The following is a 13,638-nucleotide window of genomic DNA, read 5'->3' on the forward strand; positions in this document are numbered from 1 at the left end:
CGCCTTTTTCGATCGAAAGGCGGCACCCAAAAACTTTTCCTGTTCTTTATCAATGATTTGTTTTCAAACACTCTCTTTGGGATGCCAGCCAAGCGGCGGCCCCAGCCCCCACACCCGGACCATAAATTTTCTGACAAAGCCATTTTTTCAAACAGGCGTCGCAAGACGCGCGCCCAAAGAAACGGCACAAGCAGGACAACCCCGAACAGCTTTCGCGCCATACCGCACAACAGGGACGCCCCCTTTTTCAAACCCGCCGCCACACCCCATCCCTTAACCATGAGTTATAGGGGGACTGCATTTTAAAACTGGCCTGCGCGGGTATCTGTTTTTAGGTTTCCACCTGAAATAACCTCATAAAAACATTACCATCTTGCAACAGGTAGTGAGTAGCAAGGGACAGGCGCGATGCCGGCACAACGCAATATCACGGTCATTGGCGGCGGCGTCACGGGACTGGCGACGGCCTATGCGCTGCTGCGCGATGGGCATGCGGTCACGCTTCTTGAACGGCGCGACGATGTGGGGCAGGAGGCCAGCTTCGCCAATGGCGGGCAACTGAGCTATCGCTATGTCCATCCGCTGGCGGATGCGGGGGTGCCGCGTGAATCCGTGTCGTGGCTGTTGCAGGCGGGATCACCGATTTCGCTGCGCCTGCGTGCCGACCCGCACCAGTGGCGCTGGATGCTGGCGTTCCTGCGGGCGTGCAACAGCACCACCAATGCCCGTAACAGCCAAATCCTGCTCCAGCTCGCACTCCGCAGTCAGGATGAACTTACCCGCTGGCGCAGCGAGGGGCTGAAGGATTTCCTGTGGCGGCAGCCAGGCAAGCTCGTGGTCTATCGCAACGCCGCCAAATTTCGCAAGGCCGCCGCCGGGATCAGCAATCCCGAACGCGAACAGGTCCTTTCCCCTGCTGAATGCGCGCGCGTGGAACCGGCCTTTGCCGCGCTGGCGCCCCGTCTTGCAGGGGGGATATTCTCCCCCGCGGACGAAGTGGCGGACTGTTACCGTTTCTGCCTGTCGTTGCGCGACGCGATGGCCGCCATGCCGTCCTTTACGTTGCGGCATGGACAGGCCAGCCTGCGTCAGGGCACGAACGGGCGATGCGACGTGCTGGTCGATGGCAGGACGCATGAGACTGACCTTGTGGTGCTGGCGGCGGGCATGGGATCGCGACAGATGGCGCGCGCCATGGGCTTTGACCTGCCGCTTTACGGACTTAAGGGATATAGCCTGACGGTGGCTTCGCCCGCCGGGACGATGCCCGATGTCAGCGTCACCGATTATGACAACCGTGTGGTCTATGCCCGTCTGGGCGATGCGCTGCGCATTGCGGCGATGGTCGATATCGGGGCGCGTGACAACAGCATAAATCCCCGCCGTATCGCGCGCCTGCGTGACCTGGCGGCGAAAACCCTGCCACGGGCGGGGCCATATGACACCGCGCGCCCGTGGGCGGGCCTGCGCCCGGCGACGCCAAGCGGGGTGCCGATCATCGCGCGCACACGCGCGCCCAACCTGCTGCTCAACGTGGGACAGGGGGCGCTTGGCTTTACGCTTTCCGTGGGATCGGCGCTGCGGGTCTGCGACCTTGTCCGTGGCAATGTACGCGGCGATGCAGCCCCCCTTACCAACGCAACATAAGGACACCAGCATGCGCAACATCGGATGCAGCCGCCGGCAGATCCTTCTGGGTGGGGCAGCGGCAGGGTTTGCCACATTTTCCCCCATGGCGCGGGCCGCACGCCAGCGTATGGTGGTCGCGGCACTGGACGGGCTGTCGGCCCCGGTGGAGGTACTGGAGGATCATTGGGGCGTACCCCATGTCCGCGCAGGCAGCATCCCCGATGCGTTTTTCGCAAATGGGTTCCTTGTGGCGCGCGACCGCCTGTGGGAACTGGATTTCGGCCATCGCCAGGCACTAGGTCAGCTTGCTGAGGTCTTTGGCCCGGATTTCGTGGATACCGACACCGCCAACCGCCTGTTCCTGTTCCGGGGCGATGCGGCCGCCGAACTGGCGCGGTTTTCACCACAGGTGCAGGACTGCGCACGGGCATATGTTGCGGGGATCAATGCGCGCCTGGCGCAGGTGCGGGCCAATCCCGACCTGCTGCCGCCCGAATTCACGATTTTTGGCTACATGCCGATGTCATGGGACGTTCTGGACCTGATCCGCATACGGGCCGAGGTCACGGGCAATACGCGTGCGGAAATCCGCCGCGCCCGCCTTGCCGCACGCGGGGGGCTGTCCTACGACGCGCTGTGCACGCCACTGGAACCTGCGCATGAACCACGTGTGCCAGGCGGCCTTGATGTCCATGCGGTCTCGCAAGGCGACCTCGGGCTGTTTGACGTGCTTCAGGCATCCCCGCCACTGGGACGCGTGCGCGACGCAGGCGATACGGAACACCGCCGCACCAATTCCGGCAGCAACGCCTGGGTCATTGCCCCATCGCGCACGGCAACGCAACGTCCCATCCTTGCCAATGACCCGCATTTAAGCTTTGGCGTGCCGGGACCACGATATGTCATCCACCTCAGCGCGCCGGGACTTGACGTCATTGGTGGCGGTACGGCGGGAATGCCCGGCGTGATGCAGGGCCATAACGCGCAGATCGCCTTTGGCCGGACCAACTTCCATATAGATCAGGAAGACCTGTTCATCCTGCGCACCCACCCGACCCATCCCGACCGTTATTTTCATGATGGCGCATGGAAACAGATGGAAACCGTCCCGACACACATTGCGGTGCGGGGCGAGGCGGGGCGCGACGTGGTGCTGCGTTACGCGGCGCAGGGCCCGGTCGTATCCGCAGACCCCGCGCGCCGCCGGGCCACGGCGGTCAGCGCGACATGGCTGTATCCGGGCGCCAACGGGCTGTTGGTCAATATCGGCCTGAACCTTGCCCATGACTGGGACAGCTTCCGCGAAGCCCTGCGTGTCCATACCAGCCCCACCAACTTCACCTATGCCGACACGGCGGGCAACATCGGGTGGCAGGCCGCAGGGGGCCTGCCATCGCGCGTGGACGGGCATGACGGGTTGCTGCCGGTGCCGGGGGACGGACATTATGACTGGAAGGGGCTGCAGCCGCTGGAGATGCTGCCTTCGACATTCAATCCCGCATCCGGCTGGTTTGCCACATCCAACGAAATGAACCTGCCGCCCGGCTATCCCGCGCAGGAACGCCGCGTCAGCTTCGAATGGCGTGACCGCTTCCGCCATGACCGCGTGGCACATGTGCTGGAGGAGACGCCGCGCGCCACCATCGCGGATTGTGCGGCGTTGCAGCATGATACATTTTCCCGTCTTGCCCTGGATATGGTCGGGCTGCTGGGTGCCGTGCCGCCCGATCTCATGGACGTGGCGGCGCTGTTGCGCGGGTGGGATGGCCATGTGCATGCCGACAGTGCGGCGGCGGCACTTTACGAAGTCTGGTGGACACGGCTGGAACGCGCGCTGCATACCCTGTTGATCCCGGCACGCCTGCATGACCTCCTGCCCGGTCCCATCAACGCGACGGTGCAAAAGACGTTGCTGCATGCGCCCGATGCCCGGTTCGGGGCGAACCCGGCCCAGACGCGTGATGACATGCTGGTGACTGCGTTGCGTGGGGCGAAATCGGAACTGCGCGACCGCCTTGGCCCCGTCATGGCCGCATGGCGATGGGGGACGCTGCATACGATCACGCTGGATCACGCGCTGGCGCATGTCCCTGCCATCGCCGCGCGGTTCCCGCAGCTGGGTGGGGCGCGGACCGGCACGGGGGGCGATCCCTATACCGTCATGGCACGATGGTACAACCCGTTATCGAACGGACATGATCCCTATGTCGCAACGGGGGGCGCAAGTTATCTGATGGTATGCGACGTGGGGGAATGGGATCATTCGGTCTTCCTCAATTTCCCAGGACAGAGCGGCGATCCACGTTCGGCCCATTATGCGGATTTCATGCCGGACTGGCTCAGGGGGCGCATGCAGCCCCTGCCCTTCTCCGCCCATCGGGTCAGGGCGGCTGCGGTCGGACGCACCATCTTGCAACCGGCGCACACGCCATGAGGGGCGGCTGCCTCCTTGCCATGATATGCGCGCTCGCACTGGGTCCGGCCGCCAGCGCAGCCCCTGCCGCGTCGGGGCGCATCGACACGGCCATGGATGCCATCATGACGCAGGGCGAGGCACGCCCGCTTGCGGCCCTCGTGGCCATGCGGCTGCACAAGGGGCAGGTTGCCTACAGCTACCATGGCGGTTTCGCCCGCCTTGGCGATACAGGCAGCATTCCAGCCGGTACGGATACCCTGTTCCGCATTGCCTCGGTATCCAAGGTGGTGACGACCATCGGGCTGATGGAACTGGTGGAACAGGGGCGTGTTTCGCTGGATGCGGATGCTTCGGAGTATCTGGGCTTTGGGCTGCGTAACCCGGATTTCGCGGATGTGCCGATCACGGTGCGGATGCTGCTCAACCACACCTCCACCATCGTGGATGCGGACCGCTATACCCTGCCGCCGGAACAGAAGGTGGCGGACCTGTTCGGCCCGGCCCATCAGCCGGGGCGGCCAGATTACCATTTCGCGCATGATGGGGGTCATCGGCCGGGGACGTGGTTCGAATATTGCAACCTGTGTTACGGCCTGATCGGCACCATCATCGAACGTGTCAGCGGCGAACGTTTCGACCATTACCAGCAGACACATGTCCTGGGGCCACTGGGTATTGATGGTGGCTATAACATCGCCGAACTGCGTCATCCCGAACGGTTGGCGACGTTATATCGCGACCTGCCGGGTGGTTATGTGGCGCAGGTGGATACGCAACCGCCACAGGGATGGTCGCCAGCGCAGCTTTCGACCTATGTCATCGGGTCCAATGGCACCGCATTTTCGCCACAGGGCGGGTTGCGGATATCGGTGGCCGGGCTGGCCCGTCTGGCGCGCTTCATGCAAGGTGGCGGGACCCTTGATGGCAGACGCCTGCTGTCGGCGCATGACGTCCGGCAGATGGAAACGCCAACATGGCAGTATGACGGCCATAACGGGGCCTGCCCCTATCCCATCGCCAGTTATGGGCTGGGCATGATCCAACTGACGGGGCAACCGGACCCCAATGGACGCCCGGGCGTGCCCTATCGTGGATATCATGGGGACCTGCGCGGGCATCTTGGCGATGCCTACGGGCTGCATTCGGGCTTCTGGTATGAAACGGCCAACGGGGATGCGTTCGTGTTCGCCGCCGCGGGATACCCCGATGAGGATGCCGTGACACCAGGTGCCTATTCTTCCTTCACACGGGTGGAGGAACAGATCTTCACCACCCTTGCCGGAGCCATTCCGTGATGCCTCACATCTCCTTATTGCTGCGTCGTACGGGCCTTGGCCTGCTGGGGGGCGTGCTGCTGGCATCCTCTGCGCTGGCTGCCCCACCGGGGAGCATCTCACCGGGGAGCATCCCACCAGGTGCGGCGGCGCCGGATGATACGTCACAAGGCGACAATGCCCTGGCAAAGCGTCTGTCGGCCCTGCTGGCGATGCCGTATGCCAACGGGCTTGCCGGTGCGGCGCAGGCCCCGCGCATTGCGTGGGTGGAACGCCGCGCAGGCGTGCGCAACATCATGATATCGGATCATGGGCAGGCCCCGCGTCGTGTCACCCATTACACGACCGATGACGGCACCGACCTGTGGGGACTGACCCTGACCCCTGACGGGCGCAACCTTGCATATGTCGAAGGCGGCGATCCCGAATATCCCAATGACGCCCCCCCCAACGCGGGGCAGGCCACCTTCGCAGGGAAGGAAACGGTCCACCTGATCGGGCCTTCGGGACGGGACAGTGTCATGGGGGAAGGACATTCGCCCGCGTTTTCGCCTGACGGGGCGTTCCTGGCGTTCAGCCGTGGCGGGACACTGATGGTCGGACATACAGGGGGAGTACCCACCGCTGCCTTTACCACACCGGGGTCCATCACCGCATTGCGCTGGGCGCCGGACGGGCGGCATGTGGCGGTGGAAATAGATCGCGGTTCCCACGGGGTAATCGCACTGTGGGATGTCGGGGCGAAGGCAACTGTCCTGACCTTCATCCCACCAGCCCTGTCGAACGACCGCCAGCCGGTTTTCTCCCCCGATGGGAAATCGGTGGCGTTCATGCGCACGCAGGACCCGATCCTGGGGACAGACCCGGCCAAGGGACGGTTCTGGTCCGTGCATGTCTATGACCTGGCATCCGGCCACGAACATACCGTCTGGACTGCACCTGCGGGGAAGGGATCGCGCTTTGCCGCACCGGAAGGCTCCGTTCCTTACTGGAGCGCGGATGGCAGGCTGCTGTTTCCATGGGAAGGCAGCGGGTGGATGCGCATCTGCGCCCTGCCGATGACCATGGCCGGACCGGGTGGACAGGATACACCGGAATGCCTGACACCCGATGGCGCGGAAGTTTCGGCGTATCAGGTGTCACAGGATGGGAAAAACCTTCTCTACACCTCCAATACCGGCGACCTTGACCAATGGCGTGCCTGGTCGCGGCCGGTTGCGGGCACTGGTGCCGCGATCGCGCTGACACCGGGAAATGATGAGATTTCCACACTTGTCACGGCGGGTAATGACATCGCCGTCATGGCAACCGGCGTGACGCAGACAGCGCACCCCGTTGTCCTGCAAAATGGGCAGGCCGTCACGCCCGTCACACCAATGCTGCCGTCGGGTGTATCATTCGTCACGCCGCAAAGCGTACGTTTCCACAGCGCCGATGGTATCGACCTGCACGGGCAGTTATTTATCCCCCCCGACGATACGGCCCGGCGTCATCCCGCCCTGCTGTTCGTTCATGGTGGGCCAGAGCGCCAGATGCTGCCGGCATTCAATGCGATGGGATATTATTCCAATGCCTATCTGATGAATCAGACGCTGGCGTCACAGGGCTATGTTGTGCTGTCGGTAAATTACCGCAGTGGTTCGGGTTATGGCGAAGCATTCCGTAACGCACCGGGCATCGGGCGTGCGGGGGCCAGCGAATATCGCGATGTGCAGGCTGCGGCGGCCTATCTGCAGAAACGTGATGATGTTGATGCCCATCGGATCGGAATCTGGGGTGGAAGCTGGGGCGGATACCTGACGGGGCTGGCGTTGGCGCGTAACAGCGACATCTTTGCCGCCGGGGTGGATTTCCATGGTGTCCATGACATGACCGAACCCGACCATCCCGGCCTGTCACCACAGCAGAACCGTGATGCACATGACATGGAATGGCGCTCCTCTCCCATTGCGGACATCCAGCGCTGGCGCGCGCCGGTCCTGCTGGTACATGGCGATGATGACCGTAATGTGGAATTCGAACAGTCGACGCTGCTGGCGCGGATGCTGACCGCGCAGGGCGTTCCGTACGAAGATCATATTTTCCCCGGCGAACGTCATGCATTCCTGCGCACGCAGGACTGGTTACAGGGATATTTATGGATGGACCACTTTTTCGACCGCACCCTGCAAAAGACGTCATCCCCGCCCGAATAAAACGACATATCGGGCAGGGACTAAACACCTACATCATTATAAAAATATTCTTGTACGCTGCATTTTTCTGAAATGCAGCGTTTTTTAGAGCATGTTACGAATGGCTTAAATCATAGGATTCCCAAAGGGGCGTCTGATGTGATTCCAGATGAAGACAGGCGAAGGAGGCCAGCCTTCATGCCGAGAGCCTCCTCACAACGCCATGCTTTGCCGAGCAGCATGCCATCGACGGTGACAGCAGCGCCAAGCCGGCAGACCAATGGCCCTGGTAGTGCCGCGACCGGCTTGAGCAACGGCACACCGAGCGGCAGATAGCCACCGCGCGCCAGCATTCGGGCGATGTCGGCAGGCGGCCGGATCACGATCAGATCACCGACATGAAGGGGGCTTACCGATTGCAGGCGATACAGCCCGACGGGCGTGCTGGCGGTGGCGTTCCAGATCAGCCGGGTCGCCGGATGGATCACCACTGACGTGCCAGCACAGAGGATTGCGAAATAGATGGTGAAAAACCAGACGAAGTGCGTCATGACACCGCCCTCCGGCGCAGCCAGGCCTGATGGCGGTCGCGCGTGTAGGGACGTGACCCCTGCCCGGAAAGCATCCGGTTGTGCAGATGCCGCCAATGCTCGGGTGCCACAGCAACGGGGTCGCCGCCCACCAGGACAGGACAATCAGGAACAGGGCCTGCGCGATCTGGCCCCAGAGAATTTTTGTGCCGGACATTTTCATCCCTCCTTGCGCAAGGACAGGTCTGGCGGCCATTTTCCGGTCTGCAAGAACTTTTCCCGCGTCGTCGCATCCCGGCGAACGGCAGGGAAAAAAATACTTGCCCGGTGCGGACCGGACCTTCGTCATGCTGGACGAAGATCGCGGGAGTCGAACGATACCGGGCGGTTCTGGCGGGATGGAATCTTCGGCCAACGATGACCCGAACCCGGATCGGATATGGATTTTCTGGCAATGCCTCCCAATATGTAGTAATGTTCCTACATTGCAGTCGGGAGGCCGGACATGAGCATCACCACGCTTTCAAGCCGCGAGTTCAACCAAGACACCAGCCGGGCCAAGAAGGCGGCGGCCAAGGGGCCGGTGTTCATCACCGACAGGGGGCGCACGGCCCATGTCCTGCTCAGCATTGAGGAATACCGCCGTCTGACGCACCATCCGCGCAAGATCGCGGATGCCCTGGCGATGCCGGACGCGGCGGACATCGCATTCGATCCGCCTCGCGCCAATATCACGCTCCGCCCGGCCGATTTTTCCTGATGTTCCTGCTGGACACGAACGTCGTTTCAGAACTGAGGAAAATCCGCGCCGGAAAGGCCGACCCGAATGTGGCGCTCTGGGCCGACAGCATGGAGGCGGACGATCTGTATCTCTCCGCCATCACCGTCATGGAACTGGAAACCGGCGTCCTGCGCGTGGAGCGCCGCGACGGAGCCACCGGCACGATCCTGCGAACCTGGCTGGAACAGCATGTCCTTCCCGCATTCGAAGGGCGTATTTTTCCCGTCGATACGTCCGTGGCCCTGCGCTGCGCCCGGCTCCACGTCCCCGATCCCCGTTCGGAACGCGATGCGCTCATCGCCGCGACCGCGCTGATTCATGGCAAGACGGTCGTGACCCGCAACGTCGCGGATTTTCTGCCATGCGACGTCCCCCTGCTCAACCCGTGGGAACCCCAGCCGGACTGACAGGAGCGCTGGTTCACAAACCCAACCCCCTGTTCCGGATGAAGCTCCAGTCGATCCCGCCGTCGTCACGGGCAGCCGCACCACCGGTACGGCGTTCGAGCCGATGATATCGGCCAGCACCTGCCCCGGCCCGACCGACGGCAACTGGTCCACATCGCCGACAATCAGCAGCGCTGCGCTGTCAGGCAACGCGCGCAGCAGGGACCGCATCAGAAGCACGTCGACCATATCCCTGACTCATCAGATCGACATGTGGAGCGACACCAATCACGTCGCCGCGTTCCATCGCCTTGTGAATTCAACATTGAACGAATACCCCGCCGGAGACGTCCTGTTCTGGAACAGCGTATATTCCCGCGTCCGACAGGTCATTAAAATAGTGTTGGTTTGTAACGGTCTTCCATCGCAACCAACGGAATTCTCCGAAATGGCAGTAGATCAGATTCTCGCTCTTTTGCTGGACAGCCGACGATGGTGGTATCCCGAGAGCCTGATCCGTCGACCTGGATATGATGGACTTCGTCTTCGCCTCCTTACCTCAATTGTTGACGAAGTGTTAGTCACTACTCCCTAATAGAAAACCAAACCATGTGCTTATCAGCCGATATTTTCGGAATTATATTATTTATAAATTTGTAATAATAGGTGATTTGTACAGCCATTTCTTCTGAAGAAATTCGCCAACAACAAAATTCGCGACATCGGCACGTGCGATACTACCTCCCCGAATACCAGCCAAATTTGTGGTCACCCGGATATTGCCAGTCGCCGGTCCATTGGTCAGATAGCTCGGTCGGACAATCGTCCAATCCAGATTGCTCGCTCTTATTTCGGCCTCCTGCCGATCCTTGTCACGATAGATTTTGCCCAAGACGAATGGCAGGATAAGCCGATCATATATAAATCCACCATGACCCCGACTATCACCAGCGCCCATCCCCGTGATGCAAACGAGACGATGCACGGACTGCTGTCGCATGGCCTCGATCATGGTGCGCGTCGCGTCGGAAAGCACGGTCACTTCATGAAACAGGCTTAGCCCGGTTCCCAGCGCGCTGATCACGCCATCACAACCTGACAGGGCGCCTGCGACTGCCTCCCGATCCAACGCATCGCCCTGGATAAGCTTCAGCTCTGGGAACAAGGTTTTAATATTGGGAAAGATCGCCTCGCCTTTAGTAAGCGAACGAACCAACGCCGTGACTTTATATCCTTGAGCCAGCGCCTCCTGAACAATCCGCTGTCCGGTACCGCCGGTAGCTCCAAGAACCAGGACTTTCATGACCTGCTTTCCTTCCCTTTAGTTTTATTCTTGGTCGTTTCCTAACCGTGAGTTGCCGTTACTACGCATCTCGCGGTCGACGAGCCGCTCACCATTTCTCCAGAAATGGCCTGACTTCGACCTCGAAACTCCAACCCCGGCGATCCTGTCGGGTCAGTTCATACGCCGTATGGGCGACAGCATCTGGCGCTACCAAACTCTCAACTGGCCTGTCCGGAACGTAGGCGCGCGTCGCAGGAGTGTCGACGATGCCATCGATAATGATCAACGCGACATGGACGCCTTTCGGCCAGAGCTGCCGCGCCATGGATTCCGCCAGGCTCCGCTGTGCTGCCTTGGCTGGCGCGAACGCTGCCATCTGCGCTCCACCCCGGCGCGACGCCGTCGCACCGATAAACAGGATATGACCTGCTCCTCGAGCGACCATTTCCGGAATGACGGCCTGGCTGCAGAGCAGGCCACCGAGTGCGTTGACCCGCCACGATGCCTCGAACTGTTCCGCCGTTACCGTCTCGATATCGGCAAAAATTGCCGACCCGGCATTGAAGACCAGAACATCAACTTCTCCCAGATCCGATCGGATCTGGGAGAATACCGAAGAAACCTCATCGGAATCACTGACGTCACAACCATAACCGACGGCCTGGGGGATCTCCTTGGCCAGGTCCTGCGTCTTCTCTGCATTGCGACCAAGTAGAACCACAACGTATCCCGATTCAGCAAAACGACGTGCAATAGCCTGACCATTCCCGGGGCCAGCTCCTGCGATCACGGCGACCGGTCGGCGTTCAAACGATGTCGACATCCTGCCTCTCCTTTCCAGCACAGCGATACCGCCGAAACCCGTTACCCAACGAAGCTGACACCAGCCTTGGCGGCTAGTACTTCCGATGCACCGACATAACGCTCGGCATAGGCCTTGGTCATACCGCCGGATGGGAGAATCGCCTGCGCTTTGCGGTTGAAGAATGCCCCGCTTCGGTGATCCAGATCAGGGGAAAACAACAGAGGCAGAATGCGCGCCGCGTAGTCGTCAGCGCTCGGAGCCAGCTTACCGATCAGCCATTCCATGATGCGGTGCTTGAGGCTATCCGCGCCCATCAGGTTGCTGCGGATGCTCGATTTGATCAGGCCAGGATTAAGACCGAACACGTCCAGATCGGGATAGCGATGGGCGGATTCCATGACCAGCGCCTCGTTGCCCGCAACCGTATTCATATGGGCCGTCATCACCTTGTAGGCCCGCTCCGAATTCAGGTCGTCCGGTGTGCCGAGCTGGCCAGTCCCCGGATATCCCATGAGGAACACGCGTGCCCGCGCTGCACCTTCACCGCGTTGCGTTCCCAGCCGGGGAGCAAGGTTACGCAGCATCACCAGACGGTTCAGGTAGCTGACCGCCATGTCGCGCTCGATCCCCTCAGCCGTCACCTGACGTTTCGGCGCTGCGAAAATGCCGGTCGTAAAGAGCAGCAGGTCAGCCTGTTCCGCGGGTAACTCCCGTGCCACCCGTTCCGCGTCTTTCAGCAGGCTGAGATCAGCCTGGACGAACGAGAGATTGGCAACATCCGCGTCACGGAACGTCTGTCCAACGACGGTCACTTGAGCCCCTCGTCCCGCGAGTGACCGGCTGATGGCACGGCCCAGTCCGCCGGTCCCACCAACGACGATAACTTTTCTCCCTTTCAGGGAGCCTGGATCCACATTGTGCCATTTCAGGCTATGATCCTGTTTCATAATTTGGATACCCCTTGCTTTCTTTCTAGACAGAAAGATATAGTGCCGGGGTGAATCGTCAAGTCGGAATCAGGAATGAAAATCGGACGCCCAAAAGAAGTCTCGGACGAACACATCGTAGCTATTGCCCGTCGCTGCTTTTTAGAACGTGGCGGGAGCATCTCGGCTGCGGACATCGCACGGGAGATCGGTGTCAGTCATACGACCCTTTTCAACCGCTTTGGTTCGAAGCAGGGCCTTATGCTGGCAGCGTTGGGCGCGCCAAAGGACATCCACTGGATTGGAACACTTGAGGTCGGTCCCGATAACCGGCCAATTCGGGAGCAGCTTGTCGAGATAGCCTGCACAATTGCGGCTTTTTTCGAAGCCCTGCATGCCGGATTTACAGTGCTTCAGGCCAGTGGCATCGCTACCGATGCCCTCTGTTCAGGGGAAGACCCGGAGCAATCGGCGCCTGCGCGCGCCTTCCGGGCCCTGACAGAATGGATCGGCCGGGCGCAGGAGCAAGGAAAGCTAGCGCGGTGCGATGCGCAGGTTCTTGCCTCGACCCTGCTGGGTGTTCTGCATAACCGGGCCTTTTCAAACCGCATCAACGGCGAACCGGGTTCTGACAAGGCAACGGACGAACGTCATGTTGCCGACGTAATCACCTTGCTTTGGGACGGGATCAGACCAGTGCCCTAGCAGGCTTTTCCATCAGGCATCGCGTTGCTGAAAGTGCTCGATGCCGAACAAGGACAGATGACTATGACGGATATCTGGCAGCCGATTACCTTGGGCCGGGCCACTCTGCCCAACCGTTTTGTAATGGCCCCCATGACCCGCAGCCGCGCGCAATATGACGGCACACCGGGGCCTCTTGCCGCCGAGTATTATGCTCAACGCGCCAGTGTCGGCCTGATCGTTGCCGAGGGCACTCAACCGTCCGACGACGGCAAGGGTACCCGCCGCACATTGGACTGGGACAGCACCAGCCGGTTGAACGGAATGTCACGAGAGGAACTCAGGGTGATTTTGGGAATAGCGGTCAGGATGTGTTCGCCCCCTCCCTAAAACAGGTCGGGCTGTCGGCACGGCGAACGATCTTTGTCGAGGCCAGTTCGGACGTCGATGTGCTGGCCTGTTTCGAGGAAGGACTGCGACATGGTGGCCTAGGGGCCGTGGTCGCCGAGGTGGCGCGTCTGTCCATGACGGCCTCACGTCGCCTGCAACTGGCGGCCGAAACGTCTGGTTCGCTTGGCATCGCGATCCGCCGCTGGCGGCGGCAGACCGACGCGGCGGATTTCGGCCAGCCGACCGCCAGTGTGACCCGATGGCGGGTTTCTGTCCTGCCATCCGTGCCGTTGCCAGTTCCCGGTGTGGGACGGCCCCGCTGGCTGCTGGAACTGATCCGTGCCCGTGCGGGCGAATG

11 protein-coding genes and 6 pseudogenes are annotated in these 13,638 nt (G+C 61.3%); 9 read left to right on the plus strand and 8 right to left on the minus strand.

All coding sequences use genetic code 11. From position 1 onward, the window contains the following. A partial coding sequence (locus tag B7G66_RS18380; protein ID WP_206778187.1) for a hypothetical protein occupies nucleotides 1-263 on the minus strand: 263 nt, incomplete at its 3' end. A gap of 145 nt (nucleotides 264-408) precedes the next feature. Here B7G66_RS18380 and B7G66_RS05730 point away from each other — a divergent pair. From B7G66_RS05730 to B7G66_RS05745, 4 genes are read left to right on the plus strand one after another with little or no spacing between them, the layout of a single operon-like run. After that, nucleotides 409-1,647, plus strand: coding sequence for an FAD-dependent oxidoreductase (locus B7G66_RS05730; RefSeq protein WP_003617753.1), 1,239 nt, complete (start codon nucleotides 409-411; stop codon nucleotides 1,645-1,647). 10 nt (nucleotides 1,648-1,657) lie between these two features. Beyond that, a complete protein-coding gene (locus tag B7G66_RS05735; protein ID WP_003617751.1) occupies nucleotides 1,658-4,063 on the plus strand; it encodes a penicillin acylase family protein in 2,406 nt (801 codons plus the stop codon). Beyond that, nucleotides 4,060-5,340, plus strand: coding sequence for a serine hydrolase domain-containing protein (locus B7G66_RS05740; RefSeq protein WP_040510425.1), 1,281 nt, complete (start codon nucleotides 4,060-4,062; stop codon nucleotides 5,338-5,340). Before B7G66_RS05735 ends, B7G66_RS05740 begins: the two co-directional genes overlap by 4 nt. Next, on the plus strand, nucleotides 5,340-7,514 hold the full coding sequence (locus tag B7G66_RS05745) for a S9 family peptidase (protein ID WP_141312890.1): 2,175 nt from the start codon (nucleotides 5,340-5,342) through the stop codon (nucleotides 7,512-7,514). Before B7G66_RS05740 ends, B7G66_RS05745 begins: the two co-directional genes overlap by 1 nt. Nucleotides 7,515-7,717: 203 nt before the next feature. Here the strand turns inward: B7G66_RS05745 and B7G66_RS05750 are convergent. Beyond that, nucleotides 7,718-8,044: pseudogene (locus B7G66_RS05750) on the minus strand (S26 family signal peptidase); the annotation flags it as partial. After that, nucleotides 8,041-8,175: pseudogene (locus tag B7G66_RS05755) on the minus strand (DUF2840 domain-containing protein); the annotation flags it as partial. The pseudogenes B7G66_RS05755 and B7G66_RS05750, both read right to left, overlap by 4 nt. A gap of 353 nt (nucleotides 8,176-8,528) precedes the next feature. Between B7G66_RS05755 and B7G66_RS05765 the strand changes: the two are divergent. Next, on the plus strand, nucleotides 8,529-8,783 hold the full coding sequence (locus B7G66_RS05765) for a type II toxin-antitoxin system Phd/YefM family antitoxin (protein WP_003617741.1): 255 nt from the start codon (nucleotides 8,529-8,531) through the stop codon (nucleotides 8,781-8,783). Continuing rightward, on the plus strand, nucleotides 8,783-9,211 hold the full coding sequence (locus B7G66_RS05770) for a type II toxin-antitoxin system VapC family toxin (RefSeq protein ID WP_003617739.1): 429 nt from the start codon (nucleotides 8,783-8,785) through the stop codon (nucleotides 9,209-9,211). Before B7G66_RS05765 ends, B7G66_RS05770 begins: the two co-directional genes overlap by 1 nt. 72 nt (nucleotides 9,212-9,283) lie before the next feature. On the opposite strand, the pseudogene B7G66_RS05775 reads toward B7G66_RS05770, so the two are convergent. The 4 genes and pseudogenes from B7G66_RS05775 to B7G66_RS05790 form a co-directional block, all read right to left on the minus strand. Beyond that, nucleotides 9,284-9,439: pseudogene (locus B7G66_RS05775) on the minus strand (AAA family ATPase); the annotation flags it as partial. 397 nt (nucleotides 9,440-9,836) lie between these two features. Next, nucleotides 9,837-10,493 (minus strand): NAD(P)-dependent oxidoreductase, encoded by a 657-nt coding sequence (locus B7G66_RS05780; RefSeq protein WP_003617738.1) that lies wholly within the window; start codon nucleotides 10,491-10,493, stop codon nucleotides 9,837-9,839. A gap of 88 nt (nucleotides 10,494-10,581) precedes the next feature. Continuing rightward, on the minus strand, nucleotides 10,582-11,298 hold the full coding sequence (locus B7G66_RS05785) for an SDR family NAD(P)-dependent oxidoreductase (protein ID WP_003617735.1): 717 nt from the start codon (nucleotides 11,296-11,298) through the stop codon (nucleotides 10,582-10,584). Between the two features lie 41 nt (nucleotides 11,299-11,339). Next, entirely contained in the window at nucleotides 11,340-12,227 is an 888-nt protein-coding gene (locus tag B7G66_RS05790; protein WP_048858913.1) for an SDR family NAD(P)-dependent oxidoreductase, read from the minus strand. Nucleotides 12,228-12,302: 75 nt separating this feature from the next. Here B7G66_RS05790 and B7G66_RS05795 point away from each other — a divergent pair, with 75 nt between their 5' ends. After that, nucleotides 12,303-12,911 (plus strand): TetR/AcrR family transcriptional regulator, encoded by a 609-nt coding sequence (locus B7G66_RS05795; RefSeq protein ID WP_003617730.1) that lies wholly within the window; start codon nucleotides 12,303-12,305, stop codon nucleotides 12,909-12,911. A gap of 132 nt (nucleotides 12,912-13,043) precedes the next feature. Beyond that, a pseudogene (locus B7G66_RS19125) lies at nucleotides 13,044-13,121 on the plus strand (hypothetical protein); the annotation flags it as partial. Nucleotides 13,122-13,168: 47 nt separating this feature from the next. On the opposite strand, the pseudogene B7G66_RS19160 reads toward B7G66_RS19125, so the two are convergent. Next, nucleotides 13,169-13,261: pseudogene (locus B7G66_RS19160) on the minus strand (DUF3363 domain-containing protein); the annotation flags it as partial. On the opposite strand from B7G66_RS19160, the pseudogene B7G66_RS05805 reads away from it, so the two are divergent. Further along, nucleotides 13,256-13,638 (plus strand): annotated as a pseudogene (locus B7G66_RS05805) (ImuA family protein); the annotation flags it as partial. The pseudogenes B7G66_RS19160 and B7G66_RS05805 overlap by 6 nt on opposite strands.

This window comes from Novacetimonas hansenii JCM 7643 (assembly GCF_000964405.1).
GTDB classification, from domain to species: Bacteria; Pseudomonadota; Alphaproteobacteria; order Acetobacterales; family Acetobacteraceae; genus Novacetimonas; species Novacetimonas hansenii.

Bases quoted from the DNA above. Each gene is read 5' to 3' on its own strand.
- B7G66_RS05740 (WP_040510425.1), top strand. From the start codon at position 4,060: ATGAGGGGCGGCTGCCTCCTTGCCATGATATGCGCGCTCGCACTGGGT.
- B7G66_RS05780 (WP_003617738.1), bottom strand. From the start codon at position 10,493: ATGAAAGTCCTGGTTCTTGGAGCTACCGGCGGTACCGGACAGCGGATT.
- B7G66_RS05790 (WP_048858913.1), bottom strand. From the start codon at position 12,227: ATGAAACAGGATCATAGCCTGAAATGGCACAATGTGGATCCAGGCTCC.
- B7G66_RS05745 (WP_141312890.1), top strand. From the start codon at position 5,340: ATGCCTCACATCTCCTTATTGCTGCGTCGTACGGGCCTTGGCCTGCTG.
- B7G66_RS05770 (WP_003617739.1), top strand. From the start codon at position 8,783: ATGTTCCTGCTGGACACGAACGTCGTTTCAGAACTGAGGAAAATCCGC.
- B7G66_RS05730 (WP_003617753.1), top strand. From the start codon at position 409: ATGCCGGCACAACGCAATATCACGGTCATTGGCGGCGGCGTCACGGGA.
- B7G66_RS05765 (WP_003617741.1), top strand. From the start codon at position 8,529: ATGAGCATCACCACGCTTTCAAGCCGCGAGTTCAACCAAGACACCAGC.
- B7G66_RS05795 (WP_003617730.1), top strand. From the start codon at position 12,303: ATGAAAATCGGACGCCCAAAAGAAGTCTCGGACGAACACATCGTAGCT.
- B7G66_RS05735 (WP_003617751.1), top strand. From the start codon at position 1,658: ATGCGCAACATCGGATGCAGCCGCCGGCAGATCCTTCTGGGTGGGGCA.
- B7G66_RS05785 (WP_003617735.1), bottom strand. From the start codon at position 11,298: ATGTCGACATCGTTTGAACGCCGACCGGTCGCCGTGATCGCAGGAGCT.